Source organism: candidate division KSB1 bacterium (assembly GCA_016214895.1).
Taxonomy (GTDB): domain Bacteria; phylum Electryoneota; class RPQS01; order RPQS01; family RPQS01; genus JACRMR01.
Window position 1 is genome coordinate 222,098 of the sequence record JACRMR010000020.1, and the last position, 19,726, is coordinate 241,823.

The following is a 19,726-nucleotide window of genomic DNA, read 5'->3' on the forward strand; positions in this document are numbered from 1 at the left end:
CGCCTCTTCCATAACAGCCTCACACATCATCGCCGTCGTCATCCGAATCTCCGCCGCCACCCCCGCTGAAGCCACCGGGAGTGTAGTTTTCGTCCGGCGATTTACGCTGAGCCAGCTTTCGCTTGAGACAATTGAAACAGTACTTCTCAACCGACAGCCAACCAAACATCTGGCCGCACCCCTCGCATTTCAGCAACCTGCGCTCGCCTCGCGGGGCTTTGGGCTTCGGTCGGGGCGGAAGTGCCGCCCGCGGGACCTCGACCAGTTCAGGATCCAGCAATTCCAGCGGCACGTCGAGCGGATCGATATCGATGGCATCGGGGCTGATGACGTCCTCGTCATCGACGGGGAGGTCGTCCTCCAGTTCTTCCAGAAAATCACTGTCCGCATCAAACGCTCGCGGCGCTCGCGAACCGCGGGAGCTGCCACGAGTTCGCTTTGGCTCGAAGAACTCATCAGAGGCGTCATCGGTCCCTGCTTCGCTGTCCGAATCGGAATCGGCCCCACCGTCCTGACTCCCGTTGAAGAGCCGATTGTTCGGCGCCTCCACACTGAGGGCTGGCAGGTCCGTGCCGGGCTCAGCCGCCGCGGACTTGACGGCTTTCCGACTGGGCTTCGCGGTCTTTTCGACCGGAACCGGGACGATCGATGTAGTCTCAGCTAAGTCAGGGCTATCCAGCTTTGCGGACTTGCTGGGCCGGCCTCGCTTTGTCGGTTTCTCCGGCAACGGAGTCGCGGCAACCGTGGGCAGTTCCGCGGGAGATCGAGGAGCGATTTTCGGCGGCGGCACCGCACCGCTCGCTTTGGGAACGCTCGGTGCCTCGACCGCTGTTTTCAGTTTGTCGCGCTTTGCAGTTGGCTCCGCGGCTTCGACACGACGCTTCTTATTCTCGACAGGCATAGGCTGTGGTTTCTGGGCAGGCAGTGGGGGAGCAGCCTTCGCCTTTGCGGGCTTGGGGAGCACTTTCTGTGCCGACGGTTTGACCGGCTTCGGCTTCACGGCCTTAGGCCGCGAAGTCTGTTTAACCGCTTTCGTCGGCTTTGGGTTTCGCGTTGCCACGGCCTTTTTGGCGGGGGGCATAGCCTTCTTCTTGGCTGGCGCCGGCCGCTTGGAAACCTTGGATCGGGTCGAGCCGGAGTTGCGAGTCGCGGAAGGCGACATGTGGACTCCTGAGGTGGAACGGTACTGCCGACCGAACGCAGAGGCGACAAGAACCAGAGGACGCTCGGCTACATTCTGGCAAGCTAATATAGGCGGCAGCAGTGCTGAAAATCAAGTGATTCCTCCGCGCCGGCGGCTCAGCTTAGTTCCGTACGCAGCGCAAGTAACATTATTATAAACAATGTAGTAGAAAGCGCATCTGGCTCAGCTAATCAAAACAGTCGTACACGCGCATCACATTTTGTACACATGCCTCTCCTGCGTCAACGGGGGTAGAGGTTTTCCGCCCGACAGAGACGACCAGGGAAGCAACCTCTGGCGAAGAGTATGCAGCGCTGCACAGCCCGCCGAGGATTTGCGATTCCAAATCAAATATTGTAAATTCGGCCATGTCTGGTTTTGCGGCAAGGCTTGCTTGTTGGATCGGTTTGGTCGGCCTCTGTGCCGCCTCGTGCTCAGGGTCCTCATCGTCGCCGGGCCCTTATCGCCGCATGGAGTTCGCCGTTGACTCGACGCGTTTGGGCGTCGGCGTCACCGAGGGACAGGTCACATTGCTTGCGCCGGCAGGTTGGCCGCTCGCCGACAGCGCCACGACGGGTCGAATTCGTAGCGCCGTAGCGGGGGACACGAGCCGGTTTCGGTTCGAAGTGTCGTCCGCCTACATTGACGGTGTGGGCGGAGCGGCCTTGATTGTCAAACGATTCGCTGAAGTTCCGAACTTCCTTCCCTGGGCGCGCGACTTGGTTGCCGAGCTGAGGTCAGTGCGCAGCGGTCAGGACATCCGGGAAGAATGGCTGCTATTTGGCGATCTCGCCGGTGTCCAAGTATACGCAGCGGATTCGACACGCGTGCAGTTCTCGATTTTATTGGACACGCGTCCGATCACCGGACTTGACTACATCGTTCCTCGAGCTCACTGGGAGCATCAGGTTCGTTCCGTCGAGTCATCGCTTGGGACGATTCGCCGTCGCTGATCCGCGCCTTCGCGCGGACTCGCGAGTATGCTCCGCTTGATTGATCGAAATCCCCTTCCAACATACACATCCACATTTCCAGACGGAGGAAACTTCCCATGAAGAAGCTGGTTGCATTGCTGTTGATCGTCTCCCTGAGCTTCGCGTTCGTTGGCTGTTACACGTTTGAGCATCAGGTCGGCAAGGGTGCCCAAACCGGCATGAAGGTCGAAAAGAAGCAGTGGTTCATTCTGTGGGGCCTGGTTCCGCTGAGCGCGGTCGATTCGCAGGCGATGGCCAAGGGCGCCGCGGACTACACAATTAAGACCGAGATGAGCCCGGTTGACGTGGTGGTGAGCATCGTCACGAGCTGGCTGACGGTCTATCCCCAGACGGTCACGGTGACGAAATAGACTGGGAGGCGGCAGAGTTTGCAGGGGCACGGGCGACCGGGCCCCTTTTTTTGTGCTGTGCCGCAACAGAATTTCTGGCACTGGGCTTGCAACACGGAGAGGGTATGGCCTTCAGTGCAATCGACCCCCTGCAACCCTCGTCCGCTCCACCGCCGCCACACCGCGAGACGGGCCGGGTGCTGTTGCTCGCCCGGGACTCGCACTGGACGACTCAGCTCCTCGATACCCTGAAGCGCTTGGGTCTGAGCACACAGCGGCTGGACGGACCGATCGACGCGCTGGCGAGCATCGCGGATTTCGATCCGGCGCTGTTCATCATTGGCGATTATGCCGGAGACCTTTCGCTCATTGACATTTGCGACGCGATCCGCGTACCGCGTCAGCGTCGCCCGTTTGGCCTGCTGGTAACCACGCTGGTCCCGCTGCCGGGCGACGCGGAGATCAGCGAGTTGGGAATCGACGACATTCTCTGCGCGGAAACGGATCCCGGTTCGCAGTCGGCGACGCTGCTGCAACATTATCGCCTCGCGCGGATGAGTCAGCGCGTGCTCGAGCGGGAGCAGGAAATTCTGGACGGCTTGCCCGATCCGCTGTTCGTAGTGGACGGCGCGCTGCGACTCTGGAAATCGAATCACTCCTTCATCAGTCTGGTCGGCGGTCGATCCGAACTCGACGTCCGGGCCTTGCTGGGGCAACCCCTTGACAGGGTGCTTAGGATCACGGCGGGCGAACAGTCATCCAGCTTCGACGAGCTCGGCCTCAGTCTTGCCCGGGCGCTGTCCGAACACGCCCCCGGCTTTCGCTGCCGGCTGTTTGTGGGTGGCGAGGATCGCAGTTTCTCGGCCCGGGTAACGCCGTTACAACTGCAGGCGGACCATGTACTGGTGGATCTGCGCGACGTAACGGAACATGAACGCAGCCTGCTTGCCGATGCCCGGCGTGAGCGACTGGCGACCATTGGCAATCTCGCGCTCGGCGTGGCTCACGAGATTCAGAATCCAAATACTTTCAGTCGCGTTAACGCGGAAAACTTGCGTGAGTTGTTCGAGACGTTGAAACCTTTGCTTGCCGCCCAGGCCGCGGAACAGCCGGACTGTCGCGCCGGAACGATGCCCGTCGCTCGCGCACTGGCCATGATTGACGGAGCGATCGGCGGTGTGCGCGCAGCCAGTGACCGCATCGCGCAAGTGCTTGACGGCCTGAAGAGCTACGGAAAGATTGACGCCGGCACGGATCAGCCCTTCGACCCGCGCGCGGCGGTGGACGAAGCGATCCTGTTGACCAAACACGTCGTGCGGGATGTCTGCGAAATCCGGGTGAACTTACCTGAACATCTTCCGCCCGTCCATGGTTCGCGCGTCGAACTGTCGCAGGTGCTGGTCAACTTGATCGAGAACGCAACCCACGCACTCCGCGAGTCCGGACCGGGCGGCGCCGGGCTGCTCCGCATTTCGCTGGAGGAAGCGACGGCTGGCCACCTGGTGATCGCGGTGGCGGACAACGGGCCGGGCATCGATCCGGCGATTCAGACCAAGATTTTCCGTCCGTATTTCACGACCCGGGGCCAGGCCGACGGCACCGGACTCGGTCTCGCACTTTCATCGGAAATTATGCATCGTCTCGGCGGTGATTTGACGGTTCGCAGTCGTCCCGGTCGCGGCGCGACTTTTCTCGTGACCTTGAAGAAAGCAGTCCTCGCGCAACAGTCGATGCCGGGGCTGGAGGAAAAACATGGCCTATAAGTTACTGGTCGTCGATGATGAAGCGCAAATTCTTAGCGCACTCGATACGTACTTCACACTGCGCGGTTACGAGGTCACGACGTGTCTGAGTCCCGTGGACGCCTTGGACCTGATCTCACGCTCCAAGTTTCACGTCGCGCTCTGCGACATTAACATGCCCGTCATGAGCGGGATCGAGCTGCTGCGCAAGATCAAAGATGCGCGGCCGACCGTGCAGGTCGTGATGATGACGGCCTACACGACGATTGAAAAGGCCATCGAGTGCGTGGAGCACGGTGCCAGCGACTACCTGCTGAAACCGTTCCCGGAAATGAAGGATTTGGAAAATGTCGTTCGCCTGGCCAGCGAACGCGTGGCCAGATGGGAGCGCGTTGCCGCGGAAAGCCTGCGCAATCCCCGCGACGTCAGCCTCCACAAGGTATAATCTGGGTAGAGGCGACCCTGCGTGACGGTGTAACCAGGGTAGAGGCGCCCCTGCGAGACGGTGTAATCAGGGTAGAGACGACCCTGCATGACGGTGTAATCAGGGTAGAGACGACCCTGCGTGGTCGTGCGCAATGACATGACGAAACAAGGCGACCCGCGGGTCGCCTTGCTCGTTCTCTAATCTCACTGCGCGCTCGCAGCGTCAGGCTTTCACCGCCACCCCGTACTGCTTCTCCATCCACGCCTTGTAGTCCGCCTGCTTCTGCTTGATGGCGCGCCACCACTCTTCGTGTTTGACGTACCACTCGACGGTCTTCTTGATCCCGGCTTGGAAATCATGGCGCGGCTTCCAGCCTAACTTGCCGATCTTCTCGATATCGACGGCATAGCGGCGGTCATGTCCGGGCCGGTCCTGTACGTAGGTAATGAGGTCTTCACCCTTGCCCAACAGCGTCAGGATCGACTTGGTGACGACAATATTAAATTCTTCGTTGTTCGCACCCACATTGTAGATCTCTCCGACCTCGCCTTTCGTGAGCACCAGGTCCAGCGCTTCGCACTGATCCTCGACATAGAGCCAATCGCGCACCTGCTTACCATCGCCATAGACCGGCACCGGTTTGTTCTCGATCAGATTCGTGGTGAACAGCGGAATCAGCTTCTCCGGATATTGAAACGGCCCGAAATTATTCGACGAGCGCGTGATCAGCACGGGCAGTTTGTACGTCACGAAATACGAGCGCGCCAGCAGCTCGCCGCCCGCCTTTGCCGAGGAATAAGGCGACGACGGATTCAATCGGTCCAACTCTGTAAAGTGGCCGTTGTCAATGGAGCCATAGACTTCATCGGTGGAGATATGCAGAAACCGTTTCACATTCTGCCTCCGCGCCTCTTCGCAGAGCACGAACACGCCGCGCACGTCAGTCTCCACAAACGCGCCGCCTTCATGAATTGAGCGGTCCACATGCGTCTCCGCCGCGAAATTGACCACCGCGTCGCACCCCGCCATCGCCTTCGCCACGGCCACCGGATCGCAGATATTGCCATGCACGAACGAATAGCGCGGATCATTCTTGATATCTTCGAGATTCGCCAGATTCCCCGCATACGTCAGCGCATCGAGGTTGACGATCTCCAACTTCGGATACTTCGCGAGCATCCAGTGCACAAAATTGGAGCCGATAAACCCAGCCCCCCCGGTAACAAGCGAACGTTTCATTCAGATAATCTCGTGTTCATCAAACTCGATCAGCAGATCGTTATCCTTCTTCTCGTAGTAAATGATGCGTATTGGAGAACTCTCCGGGAGTTGCGACATCGCTTTGTACGTCAGCGGCTTTATTGAGACTGTTGTCTGGCCGATTGATCCGTCAATTCCTCGCGACTCTTCGTCAGGCTCTGCCAGCCGATAGTCAAGGCCAAGCTGTGCAGCGATTCCGGCAAGAATAGCTTCTTGGAATCGCAGTCCCACAAAGGTCTTCACCAGCACCAAGTCACGCACCCACCGTTCCACCATAGCCCGATCTATCTTGTGAACTGCATCCTTCAGCTTTAGTATCATCGGCCAAAATCGGTCTGCCGCAGTATCAATTCTATCGCCATACTTCGATAGATACCATTTCTCCCATTCGGCCACCGTCTTGCCATCGAACTCCTGAACAAGTTCGCTCATTTGACCAACAACTCTTGGGCGCGTTCCTTGCGAATTTTGGTTGGCCAAATTGATGAGCTGGCTGGTATATTGTGGCAGATTCAAAGGATCAGCATCCAGCAGATCACGCACTCTGTCCGAAGTCAGCTTAATTCGCAACTGCCGCTCCTGGCTTGCGACGAAACCGCTCAAGTGAATCCATCTTGCTCAATGGCCGCGAAGTATCGAGCTTGGCGAGCCCCCGCTTCAACAAGTGCCCATTTACAAAAGTCCTATCAGCAAGATATACATAAGCCAGAAGTCGATGTGTCTGATCGTACTTCTCTCCGTCAAAGCGCAACCCAACTCGACCGCCAATCAGTATCTTAGTCAGAAACTCGATTGCGTCCGTGGAACGAGCGGGATCGGATTGAATACCGAGCAGCCTTACAACTTGCCCGCCCTCTATTTCAATCTCGGTAGAACTCAGAACTCGCACGACTTTCGCACCCAGCTCGTTCGCTTCCTTCCCCGTAATCTTCGACCCAAACAGCAACCTTCTCGGATCAGTCTGCTTGTTCACCTTCACGTGGTCCGCAAACCGATGGGGCAAGCCGGCGCGCATATCGGTCAGCTCGTCCATCGCAGGGCCGACATCTGCTACTCGCGCAATTTGAAGATTCGAAAGTAAATGCTGCTCGTCGTCTAAACGACGGAGCGCAAAGTCACTGAACTCCGGGTTCACCTCGTACCCCACGGAATTCCGACCCAGCCTTGCGGCGGCAACGGACGTGGTCCCACTCCCCAAGAATGGATCGAGCACCGTCTCCTCGGGAAACGAAAACATCCGAATCAGCCGATGAGGCAGCTCAATCGGAAAGCGAGCGATATGGCCTTCCTGCTTTTCACCGGCGAAGTTCCAGTGACCGGCAAAATACGAGTTCCACTCCTCGGTCGTCAACCTTGCCTCATCCTTCTGCCGGGCAGAGGGCTTCGGTGCATCGCCCAGCTTCTTGAACAGCAGGATGAACTCATAGTCCAGCTTCAGAATCCCATTGCGCGGATACGGGAAGGACCCCATGATGGAAGCACCGCCCGTCGTATTCGTGGTGGTTACCTTCTGCCAGATCACCGCTCCCATGTAGTCCATCCCGATTGCTTCGCAGAACTTGATGATCTCCGTGCGTATCGGAATAACCTTATAACGCCCATAATAGACGGCGCGCGCGAATTGATCCCCAATATTGATGCAGAGCCGACAACCCGGATGCAGTACTCGATTGCACTCCTGCCATACCAAATTCAAGTTGTTAATATAGTCTTCGTAGGTATCGTCAAAGCCGATTTGTCCGGCCACGCCATAGTCCTTGAGCTGCCAATAGGGCGGCGACGTGATGACAAGATGCACCGACTCCTTCGCCACAGAACACATCCGGCGCGAATCTCCCACGACCAATGTATGCGAGGACCTCAGTTGCATGGGCAGAATTTAGACCTCATCCAATTCCGGAAACAACTTCTTCCATTTGGGGCCGCGGCGGCGCCACAGCAGGTAAGACTTTTCGCCGGGGCCGACCAGATAAACGGCATCAATCGGCTGATGCAGGAATTTGCCGAAATGCCCGCGCACGACACTGGCCAGATGCGCGACGTCGTTCTTGGTTGAGGAGAAGCGCAGTGTCGAGGGATGGGCGAGTGTGATCAGCAAGGCGAGCGGCAGGCCCGTATCCTGCGCGCCGTACTTCTTGATCTTGCGCTTCAGCGCGCCGACGACGCGCTGCTCCAACAGCTTCTGCCGTGATATCCCCTCCTCATCATCGTCACCACCCTCCGCCCCATGATGAGACCCGTTGCTCGAGACCGGCACCGGACGGCGCACAACATCCTCGGGTTTCAGCGGCGATGTGATCTCGAAGCCGACCTCCTCGTGCCCGCGCAGCGCGATCACGTCCGGCCAGTGATCGTTGGTGCGACCGGAAATGACACGGAAATGGGCCGGACCGTAGCGCGCAGAGACCGTCGCATGGAACCAATCCCATGTGCGCTGCTCGATGACATCGTTGGTGGGGCCGTTGTTTTTGTGAGGGTCGGGGTTGTCGCCCATGGGAATCGCGAATCTACGTGCTCCAGCAGTCACCTTCACGGTCTGAGAAGGCCCGGATTCACCAGCGGCGTAACGGGCCGAGTTGCGTCAGTTGGATTTCAACGCATGAACTGCGAAGTATGACCTATGAAGCAGAACCGGAGTCGGCCTCATAATTCATACCTCATACCTCATACTTACTTATAGACGATGTCCCAGTGGTAGGGGATCTTGGGATCGTCGAACGCCGCGCGATGTTCGTCGGGATTCTGGTAATCATAGAGTTGATCCGGGCAATTCACGACCACGGATTCGCCCTCGCTGATGCACTTCCACCCGTGATAGACCCCCGGCGGAATCACGATCAGCATCGGATTGTACTCGCCGACGAAAAACTCGTTGACTTCGCCTTGGGTCGGCGAGCCGTCGCGCGCATCGTACAGCACAACCTTGACCATGCCCTTGACGCAGGTCATCTGGTCGGATTGCCGTTTGTGAAAATGCCACGCTTTCACCACGCTCGGGTAGTTCGTGGTCATATAGACTTGCGCAATCGGCAGATAATCCGCATCATCCTTGCGCAGGATTTCCAGCAGTCGTCCCCGCTCGTCGGGGATCAGTCGCAATTTCTTGGTCTTGACGTCGTGAATCATGCTTCGGTTTATGCAGTGGCTTCCGTTTCTTCACTGATCTTCGCCGCGTTTAAGAGGGGGATTCCGAAATCCCATTTGCCCTGTTTGATCGCCGTCTCCATCCGCAGGGCCGCGACCGCGCTACAAACTAAGTAGGAGAATGTGAGCTTTTCCTGAACAAACGACGCCGTTACCTCGTCCAGCGCAAGCTCTCCCCTCGCCGCCAATCGTATCTGCTGCTTCGTCAGCTCGGGCAGGACGAATCGATCGAACACATAAATGCTGAACTTGTCCATGCCACGCTTGCCATCGTGATGCTGCTTCAGCCGCTCGCGCAGACCTCGATGTTTCTTGCCGGTACCGGCCACGCCGACGTACAGAAAGCTCCGCCCCCGCCAAATGGTGTAAACACCCGCCTCGGCCGGAATCTCGCGTCTGATGTCGGCCCAACCACTGAAACGAATCCGCGATTGACCGGCCAACTTGCTGCACAGTCTGGAATCAGAAATTGTCATAGTCGATGGACATCTGTTGAGTTAGGTAACCCGGTCCTCTTGACCTTTTCCAGCGCCGCCTCCTGAATCTACCCGCCAACCACGCTCAGGCGATCGGCGCCACCCGAGTCGGCCACAACCACTCGATCACCCCCTCCGCCGCCGCCCGGGCGCGATCGGTGCCGCGTAGCGCGTTGAGCGGCAAGTCAACGCGAGGTCGGCATGAGCACATCCTCGCCGTTGAACCTTCGACACTCAGACCACGATCTTTTTCAGCGAACCCGCCCCCGTTCCCGCCAGACGGTGAGGACCAGCCCTGCAATCGCGCTGAGGCTGACGATCCCCATGGCCGGCGCAAAGCGTTCGATCTGCCAGCTACTCCCGGCCAATAGCGGCACGAGCCACACCGGGGCCAGCGTTGCCAGCGCAGACACCCCGAGCTCCGCCCTGGACTTGCGGTTGTGCGCAAACCGCGAGCTGCCAATGAAGGCGATGACGGCGACAATCAGTCCCGCCGGAATCGGTCCGAGCTTGTCCTGAAAGATCAGCCCGAGCGCGACCAGCGTGAAGCCGAACACGAGCGAGAGGATACTCAGGAAGATCAAGACGAGCCCGCGTCTCCGGCATGGGCGGCGCCCATACCCTGGCGTTCATCGATCATCGATCCTCGCTCATCTATCGTTCCCCGAGGTAACGCTCCAGCCCCGCTTCCCACGTCGGCATCCGGTTCGTGATGGCCAGCTCGTAAAGTTTCGGCGACAGGCACGAGTTACGTGGTCGCGGCGCGGGTCGCGGAAACTCATCTGTCGAGCACGGGAGCACCTGGCACCTCCCGCCCGCGAGTTCCACAATTTTCGATGCGAATCCAAACCACGTCGTGTAGCCTTGATTCGTAATCTGATACGTGCCGCACATTCCACTCTCGGTCAGCCGCAGCAGTTCCGGCGCGACATCGCGCACGAACGTCGGCGAGCCGTGCTGATCGTTGACGACTTTCAGCTCCTCGCGTTCCGCGGAGAGTTTCAACATCGTTTCGACGAAGTTCGCGCCGCCGTGTCCGCATAGCCACGAGACCCGGACGATAAAGTGCCGCGGACAGAGCGACCGGACGAACCACTCGCCGGCGTACTTCGTTCTGCCATAGACACTTTGCGGATTTGCCGCATCCCATTCGTCATAGGGCGCGGGCTTCGTGCCGTCGAAGATGTAATCGGTCGAGATATACAGAATCGGAATGTCGAGCTTCTGCGCGGCAAGACACAAGTGCTGCGTGCCGATGCCGTTGACGAGCATCGCCAGATCAGGTTCGCGCTCGGCCTTGTCCACGGCGGTGTAGGCGGCACAGTGCACGATCAGCCGTGGCTCCGCCTCGCAGACCGCATTTTCGACGTGGCGGCGATCCGTCAGATTCGCTTCCGGCAGATCAAAGCCGACCGACCTCCAGTTCAAATGCTCGGCGATCGCGAGCAATTCGCGGCCGAGCATTCCCTTATGACCGGTGATCAGAATGGGTTTCATGGAACCGGCGTCGGTCGGTCAGCGCGTGGGGGGCAGGGGTCAGCGGTGCGGCATGGGCACCACAAACCGCTATCGCCGCCACGCAATGGTTTGGCGATCCAGCTCAGCTCGACCCTCTGGCGGCTTCCGGGGCAGCAACGTCGCTTCACTACCGCCGGACTCGCCGTTTCGCCTTGCGCCGGATGGCCTCCACATCAATCTCCAGATTGATGATTTTCCATTGCACGGTTCGCCGGCTGACGCCTGCGGCGTCAGCGGCATGGGTCACGTTTCCCTTGAAGAGTTTGAGCAGCTGCTCGAAATAGACACGCTCAAAGGCTTCGCTGGCATCTGCGAATGACTTGACTCTCACGATGACCTCCGGAAATTGCGGGTTGACGGTACCATACCGCGGCCCGAAAAGCTAATGATGCGAATGGCCGGCGCGGGTCTCACCCCGCCGCCACATGTCCCCCGCGTGACTCGCTTCCGAACCCGGGTTTCCGCCCGGCTGGTTACGGAACAATCCCGGAGTCGGATCGGGCGATGCCGGCGCGGACCAGGACTCTCTCACTCCACGGCAAAGCTCGCGGAAACGACCGCGGTCACATCTTTCTCGATCGTTGACGTATCGTAGATGCCGTAGTCGCGCACCTCGCGGCTGTTCGGTGCGGTGACTTGAATCACGCCCATCCTGGCGTTGCGAATGGCCCCGATCCGGCCGCCCGCGCTCGACGCGATCATTTCCGCACGGTGCTTGGCGTCGAGCGTCGCCTCCGCCAGCATCGTCACGCGCAACTCGGCCAATTTCGTGTAGAAATAGGCCGGGGGGTCGCTGCGCAGATCAATCAGAGCAGGCAACAGCTCCGAAATATCCTTTGACCACCTGTCGAGCGAATCGACCAGAGCACTCGAGACATCCATTCTCTGCACACAACTGAAACCGAGGAACGCGCCGGTCTTGCGGTCGAACTGGCTTTCCTGCTTCACCCCGGCCAGGGTAATCGTGCTGTCCGGTACGTGACGCAGCTTCAGGAAGTTCAGGATGGCTTCGGTGCGTCGCTTCACGCCATCAAACGCCTCTCGGATATCGGTACTGAAGAACGCGGTTTCGATATGCCACGACCCGTAATCGGAGCGGATCGTCTTGCGCGCCGAACCCGTTACGGTAATGACATCATTAGCGCGCTTCGCGTCGCGGATCGCCGTCGCCGTGAACCAGCCCACGCTCACCAAACCCAGCGCAATCATCGTCAGCCCGGCGAAAAAATACCGGGGAAACTTTTCGTGCATAAATACCTCCGCCATGATTCAATTTCCTCCTAAGTGATCTTGAATCGTCGGCCTCAGTGTCAGATCAAAACCAGAACTCCTTCAGCTTCGGCTCCACCTTTTCCGCTACCAGCCGCGAGGCGCGATAGAGCGACGTGAACGTCCCCGCGTCGGTCCACCAACCGTCGATCACATCCGCGCTCAGCTTGTCCATCCGCAGATACGCGTTGTTCACATCCGTGATCTCCAGCTCGCCGCGCTCCGATGGCCGCAACGTATGAATCACGTCGTACACGTGATGATCGTACATATAGACGCCGATCACCGCGAGATTCGACTTCGGCTGCTTCGGCTTCTCGATGATATTGATCACCTTGCCTGCGGTGTCAATCTCGGCCACACCGAAGCGCTGCGGATCGGGCACTTCCTTCAGCAGGATTTTCGCGCCTTCCTGTTGCCGGAATTTCTGCACGTGCGCCGTGATGTCTTTCTCCAGAATATTGTCGCCGAGCACGACGATGATCTTGTCATTGCCGGTAAACTCCCGCGCCAGTCGCAGCGCGTCGGCGATGCCGCCCTCGCCCTCTTGATACGCATAGTTGATCCGGCGCAGACCGAAATCCTTGCCGTTGCCGAGCAGGTTCAGGAAATCACCGGCATAGTGGCCGCCGGTCACGATCACCAGTTCGTCGATTCCCGCCCGCACGAGCGTCTGAATCGGATAGTAGATCATCGGCTGGTTGTAAATCGGCAGCAGATGCTTGTTGGTGATCTTGGTCAGCGGCAGCAGCCGCGTCCCCAACCCCCCGGCGAGAATCACACCCTTCATGAAACTCTATGGTTGAATGAAAATCTCAAATCCCAAAAACCCAAATCCCGTTCCGAATGTCGTATGCTTGCTCACGCGGCGTCAGCTCTACGCTTCGCCCGTGTCGCCATGGTCACGAGAATCGCCTTGATCTCGACGGCTTCCTGCCGCAGCGGTAACAATCGCTTAGCTACTACCAGATCAGCCTGTTCGATCAAATACAACCAGTACAATGTCTCCTGAACTTCTTGTCGCGCCCCTGCGACTTTGTTGATGAAATCCGCTGCCGATTTCGAATGGTTCACCTCGGCAACGTGCGCCCCCACTGACGTCCCTGATCGCAGGATTTGCTTCCCGATCACCTGCCCCACCGTCGATTTCTGCAGCACACTATACAGCTTGATAATTCGCAAAGCGAACGCCGCCGTCCGCATTTCAAACTCGGTGACTTTCTCAACAACAGTCGTCATGCTACGGACAACTCATCACTATGAAACGGCGGTCCAGCCTTGGGTTTTGGGCTTTGGGATTTGGGATTTTCTTCACAGATGCAGCCCTTCCCCCACCAGCGGCCCCGGCTCAATCAACGGACCGTGCAGAATGTGGTTGCGGGTCTGTTCATCGACGGGCTCGATGAAGAACATCCACTCCCCGCGATCAGCCGCGGCGAGCCCTTCTTCGACAATGCGAACCCGCGCCATCAGCCCCATGTCTTCACGGGGGATGGATGATCGGGTACGTACCTCTCCTAAGACCTGCAGTCCGCCGGAATTGCCGTCCCGTGCGACCAGGCACTTCCGGCCGGAAACTTGGCCAAACCCCCACGCCTCGGCGACCACGGCTTTGGTTCGCTTGCCCGGATCGGTGAGATAGATGTTAAGCCGGCAGGTGGTCTCGAAAACCTTTCCCAGCATGGCCTCGCTCCACTCGAGTCAAGTCTATATAATTCAAAACATTGAAAAGCGATCGGGGAGGGGTAAGCAGACACCATGGCCCCTAAGCTAAGGTAACGATTCCTCCTCGGATTGTCAAGGAAATCTCCAGGCAAGCCCGAATTCAAATGCTCATGCGGCTTGCATTTACGAGTCGGGCAGACTATTTTGCAGGCATGAAAAAGGGACTACTATTCTCGCTCGTCGGCCCGGGCGCCGTGGGCAAAGCACTCGCGCGGGCACTCGTCAATGCCGGTTGGCACTGCGCCGGAGTCTTCGGATCCGGCCGCCACACGGCGCTCGATCGCCGCTTTGCGCATTCGATTCGCGCCGACTATTTCACGGCTCCACGACAGTTGTCCGGGCTCGAATTTAAGCTGCAGGAGCCGTTGATCATCGTGATGGCCGTTCGTGAGCCCGTGATTAGCGCGTTGCAGCCGCACTTTCTGCGACATGACCTGGATTGGTCGCGGGTCTCGGTACTCCACTGTTCCGGTCCGAGCGACCACTCCCTGCTCGCGGGCTTTGGACAAGCCGGTGCCGGGATCGCCGCCTGCCATCCGTTCCAGACCTTTCCGGCGGATCAACCGCAAGTCAGCCTGCGCGGCGTGACCTTCGGCATCGATGGAAACGCCAAGGGCCTCGCCGCGGCGCGACAACTCGCGCACGCGGTGGGCGGGAATCCGTTGGTGGTTCGCGGCACTCAGCGCAAGTTGTACCACGCGGCTGCCGTGATCACGAGCGGCCTGGTCGCGGCCAATTTGACAATGGCGCTCAAGGTCCTGCACTCGATCGGCGTCAGCGAACGACGTGCGCTGGCGGCGCTGCTGCCGATCGCTCAAGAAACTATTCGGAACGCGGGCGAGTTAGGTGTGATGGGTGCATTGACCGGCCCGGCGGTGCGCGGCGACTCCCGGCGCATTCTCGATCAGATGGTTGAACTCGAGCGGCTCGATCCGGGCATCGAAGCCGTGTACGCGGATACGTCCGCCTGGCTTTATCGTCTGTTGGGCCACGAATTGGAGGAAGAATCATGATGGTGGATTCTCTGCTGCAATCGGGGCTGGCCTGGTTCCTGCTGGGAGCCGTGCTGCTCATCATTGAGCTGACCATGCCCGGGATTCTGGCGATCTTCTTCGCCGCGGGAGCCTGGATCACCGCAATCTTGCTCTGGACCGGGATGATCGGCGGGACCTCGGTGCCGATCGCCGTCTTTCTGGTCGTTTCCGTGGTCTCGCTGATCTTCTTGCGTAAGCGGCTCGCGGCGGTTGTCGGGCGCAGCATCGGATCGGATCAGGACAGTGAGCGAGCGCTGGACGACGTGATCGGGAAGTCGGCCATGGTGGTCGAATCCGTGGACACGTCTGCGCATACCGGACAGGTGGAGTTCCGTGGCACGAATTGGTCTGCCACCGCGGGGGAGCGCATCGAAGCCGGATCGGTAGTCGAAATCGTCGCCCGCCACAATTTAACACTGAAAGTAAGACCCTTAGGAGGTTCTAAATGACATCCGGTACCATTGTGCTGATTATTCTGGCTTTCGTCGTGGTTATTGCGATTCTGAAAACGGCGACGGTTGTGCCGCAGCGATCAGCCTTTATTGTCGAGCGGCTGGGCAAGTACTCGAAGACCTTGCAGGCCGGGTTTCACATTCTCGTGCCATTTCTGGATCGCATCTCCTACAAGCACACGTTGAAAGAGGAGGCCCTCGACGTGCCGCCGCAGAGCTGTATCACGCGGGACAATGTGGTCGTCGAGGTGGACGGGATTCTCTACTTGCAGCTGATGGACCCGGTCAAGGCTTCGTACGGAATCACGAACTATCGCTGGGCCACGATCCAGCTTTCGCAGACCACAATGCGCAGTCTGATCGGCAAGCTCGAACTCGACCGCACGTTTGAAGAGCGCGAGACCCTGAATGCCGGGATCGTGTCCGCCGTGGACAAGGCGTCGGAGCCGTGGGGTGTCAAGGTTACGCGTTACGAGGTCAAGAACATCAAACCTCCGGAAACGATTCTCGAAGCGATGGAAAAGCAGATGCGCGCCGAACGCGAAAAGCGCGCCACCATCGCCACCTCCGAGGGCCAGCGGCAATCCGAGATCAACATGGCGGAAGGCGAGCGCGCCGCCGCGATTGCCCGTTCCGAGGGTGAGAAGCAGCGACTCATCAACGAAGCCACGGGCCGGGCGCAGGCCACGGAACTCGACGCTCGTGCCACTGCAACCGCCTTCCGCGAAATCGCCAATGCCTTGCAGACCGAAGGCGGTCGTGAAGCCCTGAATCTGCGCGTCGCCGAAAAGTACATTCACGAGTTCGGCAATCTGGCCAAGGCCAATAACACCATGATCCTGCCCTCGAACCTTGCCGATGTCGCCTCGTTCGTGGCCGCAGCTACGAAGGCGATGGCCGTCATGGAAACGCCCAAGCGCTGATGCCGGTCACCTCACTCTCCCGCCGCGATTTCATCAAGGTTGCCACCACGACCGCCGCCGGCATGACGACGGTCGCCCTGGTCCCCAGTATCTTGGTCTCGGGCTGCGGCTCCGGGGCCGGTCGCGCCTATGAGGCCTGGCAAGGTCCGCTGTCCGATGAATCTCACATCCGGCATACGCTGCTATCCTGGGCGATTCTGGCGCCCAGTTCGCACAACACGCAGCCGTGGATGATCCGGGAGTGGGACGAATCAACGCTGGAGCTTTACGTCGATCCGGTCCGCTTGCTGCCGGAAACCGATCCGCTCTATCGCCAGATTCACGTCAGTCAGGGGACATTCATTGAGAATTTCGTGCTCGCCGCGCGGCAGCATGAATATCGCGTGGATGTGAGCTACTTTCCGCAGGGGATGTATGACAACGAGCGCATCGAAGCTCGCGCCGTGGCCAATTTGCGACTGACGAAAGATCCATCGGTTTCCAAGGATCCGCTCTTCCGGCAACTCTTGAAGCGGCAGACCAATCGCCGCGTGTACGAGCAACACCCGCTGACCGAAGCGCAAATGACCGCGCTCAATGCGGCGTACGATGACGCGGACTATCCCCTGACCGTCACCACCGATCCGGTGCCGTTGCGGCAGATCGCTGAACTGGCCACGGCGGCCATGCAAGTCGAGATTTCGGCCCCGGCTCGCAACGCGGAGACGTTGAGCATGTTTCGCTTCAACGCTGCCGAAGTCGAAGAGCACCGCGACGGCTTCGGTCTTGCACAGACGGGGATGAGTGGGATGAAGTTGTGGCTTGCCGAGTCGTTTGCCGTGTCGCGCAAGTCCGCCGAGGATGATCCTCCGAAGTTCTTCCGGCGCGCCGTCGAGCTGACGGATCAGCAGGCGCACTCCGCGCCGGCTTTTGGCTGGATCACCTCCAACACGAACACGCGTTTCGATCAGGTGCTGGTCGGTCGCTGTTATGAGCGTGTCGCCCTCACCGCCGCCGCCGTCGGTCTGGCGATTCATCCCCTGAGCCAGTTCCTGCAGGAATATTCCGATATGCGGAATCTGCTCGGCCTCCTGCATGAGCAGCTCAAGGTCCGGCCGGGGCATACGATTCAAATGCTCTTCCGCATTGGTCACGCCGATCCCGTGCAGCATTCCCCGCGCCGCCCGCTGGATCAGATGTACTTGGCGTAATCAACCCCCAGCGATTCTTCCCCGCCGAGGCATGTGTCTTCACGTGCCCGGAATCGGCCTTCGTTTCAGGTTTCAAGTCTTCTTCCCCGCCGAGGCATGTGTCTTCACGTGCCCGGAATCTTCCGCCGAGCAGGGATTCCTTCCCTGCCGGAATCGGGCTTCCCGCCGAGGCGGGTTAGCGCAACGTACGTTTTCACATCTCGACAACGTACACGCGCGTTACCCGCCCGGAATCGGCCTTCGTTTCAGGTTTCACGTCTTCTTCCCGCCGAGGCATGTGTCTTCACGTGCCCGGAATCGACCTTCGCTTCAGGTTTCAAGTCTTCTTCCCCGCCGAGGCATGTGTCTTCACGTGCCCGGAATCGGCCTTCGCTTCAAGTTTCAAGTTTCACGTTTCACGTTTCAAGTTTCACGTTTCTCATCTCCCCCATGCTCCTCGCGCTTCGGTTTGACATTCCAGACATCTCCATGATCCACCCCAGGACCCCACATGCCTGAACCGAAGCACATTCTCTGGGCGGACGACGAAATCGATCTGCTCGAAGCACATTGCCTGTTCCTCGGCCAGTACGGCTATCTCGTGACCAAGGTGACAAACGGTGCGGACGCGATCACGCGCGTCATGTCTGAGCCTTACGATCTCGTCTTGCTCGATGAGCACATGCCCGGCATGGACGGCATCGAGACCGCCGCTGTCATCAAGGACAAGCGCCCCGACCTGCCCGTGATCATGATTACGAAGTCGGAAGAAGAGTCGCTGATGGACACGGCGCTCGGCGGCAAGATCACGGACTACTTGACCAAGCCCGTGAATCCGACGCAGATTCTGGTCGCGCTGAAGAAAGTGCTCGAAAAGGGGCAGATTCAGCAGAAGATCGTTACGCGCGACTACCTGACCGAGTTCCGTGAGATTTCGCAGCGGCTGATGTACGGTCCGTCGTGGCGGGACTGGGGCGACATTCACGCCCGGCTTTCCGGCTGGGAGATCGAGCTCGATGCCTATCCCGATGAAGGGCTGAAACGCTCGCTCGAAGGTCAGCGCGAGGAATGCAATATCGAGTTCGGCAAGTTCGTCGAGGAGCACTACGAGGACTGGGTGTGGGGCAAGACGGACGCGCCGCCGCTGTCGCCCGATGTCGTGCGCAAGTGGATCATTCCGCGCCTCAACGCGGGCGAAAACGTGCTCTATCTGGTCGTCGATGCCATGCGCTACGATCAGTGGATGGCCATCGAGCCGTTTCTCTATGACTACTACCGGATCACGCGCGATTTCCACTACTCGATTCTACCCACGGCGACTCCCTACAGCCGCAATGCGCTCTTCTCGGGGATCTACCCGGGCGACATCGAGTCGGAATATCCCGACCTCTGGAAGCGCAGCGAGGACGACGAACTCTCCAGCAATCGATTCGAGCGACAGTTGCTCGACAAGCAGTTGCAGAAGCTCGGCATTGCCCTCGATCCCGAACCGAAGTATGTGAAGATCCTGGACCCCGAAGAGGCCAACAACACCGCGAAAAAGGTCCAGCAGTACTTCAACAATCGCCTCGTGTCGATGGTCTTCAATTTTGTGGACATGCTTGGCCACAGTCGCGGCCAGAGTGAAGTTATCCGCGAAATGCTGCCCCACGAAGCCGGCTATCGCAGCGTGGTCAAAGCCTGGTTCGAGCATTCCAGCCTGCGCCAGATCCTGCAATCCTTCGCCAAGCAGAAGTGGACGGTGATCGTCACCAGCGATCACGGCTCGATTCGCGGCATGAAAGGTTCGAAAGTCATTTCCGACCGTGAAGCCTCGACGAATCTCCGCTACAAACACGGCCGCAACCTGAAAGTTGAAAAGCGGCAGGCGATCATCGTGGATCGTCCCGAGCGCTTCCGCCTGCCCAAGCGCGGAATCAACTCCGGCTACATCATCGCCAAAGAGAATTATTACTTCGTCTATCCGACGAATTTCAACAAGTACCTCGCCCTCTACAAGGACAGCTTCCAACATGGTGGCTGCTCGCTTGAAGAGATGATCCTCCCCGTCGCCATCTTGGAAGGCAAGGGATAGTATCAA

Annotated in this window: 23 protein-coding genes; 9 read left to right on the plus strand and 14 right to left on the minus strand. The window is 58.9% G+C overall.

Annotated features, from left to right (window positions below; all coding sequences use genetic code 11):
- Positions 1-19: 19 nt before the first annotated feature.
- A complete protein-coding gene (locus HZB60_10810) occupies positions 20-901 on the minus strand; it encodes a hypothetical protein (protein MBI5060255.1) in 882 nt (293 codons plus the stop codon).
- 752 nt (positions 902-1,653) lie between these two features.
- Between HZB60_10810 and HZB60_10815 the strand changes: the two genes are divergently transcribed.
- From HZB60_10815 to HZB60_10830, 4 genes are all read left to right on the plus strand, one after another.
- Entirely contained in the window at positions 1,654-2,136 is a 483-nt protein-coding gene (locus tag HZB60_10815; GenBank protein MBI5060256.1) for a hypothetical protein, read from the plus strand.
- A 98-nt stretch (positions 2,137-2,234) separates the two neighbouring features.
- Positions 2,235-2,528: a hypothetical protein gene (locus tag HZB60_10820; GenBank protein MBI5060257.1), complete on the plus strand. Its 294-nt coding sequence runs from the start codon at positions 2,235-2,237 to the stop codon at positions 2,526-2,528.
- A gap of 104 nt (positions 2,529-2,632) precedes the next feature.
- Positions 2,633-4,270 carry a hypothetical protein gene (locus tag HZB60_10825; GenBank protein MBI5060258.1) on the plus strand — a complete coding sequence of 546 codons (1,638 nt, stop codon included), beginning with the start codon at positions 2,633-2,635 and terminating at the stop codon, positions 4,268-4,270.
- Entirely contained in the window at positions 4,260-4,694 is a 435-nt protein-coding gene (locus HZB60_10830; protein MBI5060259.1) for a response regulator, read from the plus strand. The genes HZB60_10825 and HZB60_10830 overlap by 11 nt, the downstream gene beginning before the upstream one ends.
- A gap of 204 nt (positions 4,695-4,898) precedes the next feature.
- Here the strand turns inward: HZB60_10830 and rfbB are convergent, their stop codons facing one another.
- The 13 genes from rfbB to HZB60_10895 form a co-directional block, all read right to left on the minus strand.
- Positions 4,899-5,915 carry a dTDP-glucose 4,6-dehydratase gene (gene rfbB, locus HZB60_10835; protein MBI5060260.1) on the minus strand — a complete coding sequence of 339 codons (1,017 nt, stop codon included), beginning with the start codon at positions 5,913-5,915 and terminating at the stop codon, positions 4,899-4,901.
- Entirely contained in the window at positions 5,916-6,506 is a 591-nt protein-coding gene (locus HZB60_10840; protein MBI5060261.1) for an MjaI family restriction endonuclease, read from the minus strand.
- The gene (locus HZB60_10845) at positions 6,496-7,806 is read right to left on the minus strand and encodes a thermonuclease family protein (protein MBI5060262.1); all 1,311 of its coding nucleotides are present in this window, start codon (positions 7,804-7,806) and stop codon (positions 6,496-6,498) included. The genes HZB60_10840 and HZB60_10845 overlap by 11 nt, the downstream gene beginning before the upstream one ends.
- Before the next feature lie 9 nt (positions 7,807-7,815).
- Entirely contained in the window at positions 7,816-8,469 is a 654-nt protein-coding gene (locus HZB60_10850) for a hypothetical protein (protein MBI5060263.1), read from the minus strand.
- A gap of 137 nt (positions 8,470-8,606) precedes the next feature.
- Complete coding sequence (locus tag HZB60_10855; protein MBI5060264.1) at positions 8,607-9,062, minus strand: dTDP-4-dehydrorhamnose 3,5-epimerase family protein; 456 nt, start codon at positions 9,060-9,062, stop codon at positions 8,607-8,609.
- An 8-nt stretch (positions 9,063-9,070) separates the two neighbouring features.
- Positions 9,071-9,556, minus strand: a complete 486-nt coding sequence (locus HZB60_10860; GenBank protein ID MBI5060265.1) for a hypothetical protein — start codon at positions 9,554-9,556, stop codon at positions 9,071-9,073.
- 251 nt (positions 9,557-9,807) lie between these two features.
- Positions 9,808-10,140, minus strand: a complete 333-nt coding sequence (locus tag HZB60_10865) for a hypothetical protein (GenBank protein MBI5060266.1) — start codon at positions 10,138-10,140, stop codon at positions 9,808-9,810.
- 70 nt (positions 10,141-10,210) lie between these two features.
- Positions 10,211-11,053, minus strand: a complete 843-nt coding sequence (gene rfbD, locus HZB60_10870) for a dTDP-4-dehydrorhamnose reductase (protein MBI5060267.1) — start codon at positions 11,051-11,053, stop codon at positions 10,211-10,213.
- A 148-nt stretch (positions 11,054-11,201) separates the two neighbouring features.
- Positions 11,202-11,405 (minus strand): hypothetical protein, encoded by a 204-nt coding sequence (locus HZB60_10875; protein MBI5060268.1) that lies wholly within the window; start codon positions 11,403-11,405, stop codon positions 11,202-11,204.
- Between the two features lie 197 nt (positions 11,406-11,602).
- On the minus strand, positions 11,603-12,340 hold the full coding sequence (locus HZB60_10880) for an SIMPL domain-containing protein (GenBank protein ID MBI5060269.1): 738 nt from the start codon (positions 12,338-12,340) through the stop codon (positions 11,603-11,605).
- Positions 12,341-12,389: 49 nt separating this feature from the next.
- The gene (locus tag HZB60_10885) at positions 12,390-13,133 is read right to left on the minus strand and encodes an NTP transferase domain-containing protein (GenBank protein MBI5060270.1); all 744 of its coding nucleotides are present in this window, start codon (positions 13,131-13,133) and stop codon (positions 12,390-12,392) included.
- Between the two features lie 71 nt (positions 13,134-13,204).
- Positions 13,205-13,546, minus strand: coding sequence for a four helix bundle protein (locus tag HZB60_10890; GenBank protein MBI5060271.1), 342 nt, complete (start codon positions 13,544-13,546; stop codon positions 13,205-13,207).
- A 108-nt stretch (positions 13,547-13,654) separates the two neighbouring features.
- Entirely contained in the window at positions 13,655-14,026 is a 372-nt protein-coding gene (locus HZB60_10895) for a hypothetical protein (protein MBI5060272.1), read from the minus strand.
- Positions 14,027-14,220: 194 nt separating this feature from the next.
- On the opposite strand from HZB60_10895, the gene HZB60_10900 reads away from it, so the two are divergent.
- From HZB60_10900 to HZB60_10920, 5 genes are all read left to right on the plus strand, one after another.
- Positions 14,221-15,081, plus strand: a complete 861-nt coding sequence (locus HZB60_10900; GenBank protein MBI5060273.1) for a DUF2520 domain-containing protein — start codon at positions 14,221-14,223, stop codon at positions 15,079-15,081.
- Positions 15,078-15,551 carry an NfeD family protein gene (locus HZB60_10905; protein MBI5060274.1) on the plus strand — a complete coding sequence of 158 codons (474 nt, stop codon included), beginning with the start codon at positions 15,078-15,080 and terminating at the stop codon, positions 15,549-15,551. The genes HZB60_10900 and HZB60_10905 overlap by 4 nt, the downstream gene beginning before the upstream one ends.
- Entirely contained in the window at positions 15,548-16,477 is a 930-nt protein-coding gene (locus HZB60_10910; GenBank protein ID MBI5060275.1) for a paraslipin, read from the plus strand. Before HZB60_10905 ends, HZB60_10910 begins: the two co-directional genes overlap by 4 nt.
- The gene (locus HZB60_10915; protein ID MBI5060276.1) at positions 16,477-17,667 is read left to right on the plus strand and encodes a twin-arginine translocation signal domain-containing protein; all 1,191 of its coding nucleotides are present in this window, start codon (positions 16,477-16,479) and stop codon (positions 17,665-17,667) included. Before HZB60_10910 ends, HZB60_10915 begins: the two co-directional genes overlap by 1 nt.
- A 490-nt stretch (positions 17,668-18,157) precedes the next feature.
- Positions 18,158-19,720: a response regulator gene (locus tag HZB60_10920; protein ID MBI5060277.1), complete on the plus strand. Its 1,563-nt coding sequence runs from the start codon at positions 18,158-18,160 to the stop codon at positions 19,718-19,720.
- Positions 19,721-19,726: the final 6 nt, after the last annotated feature.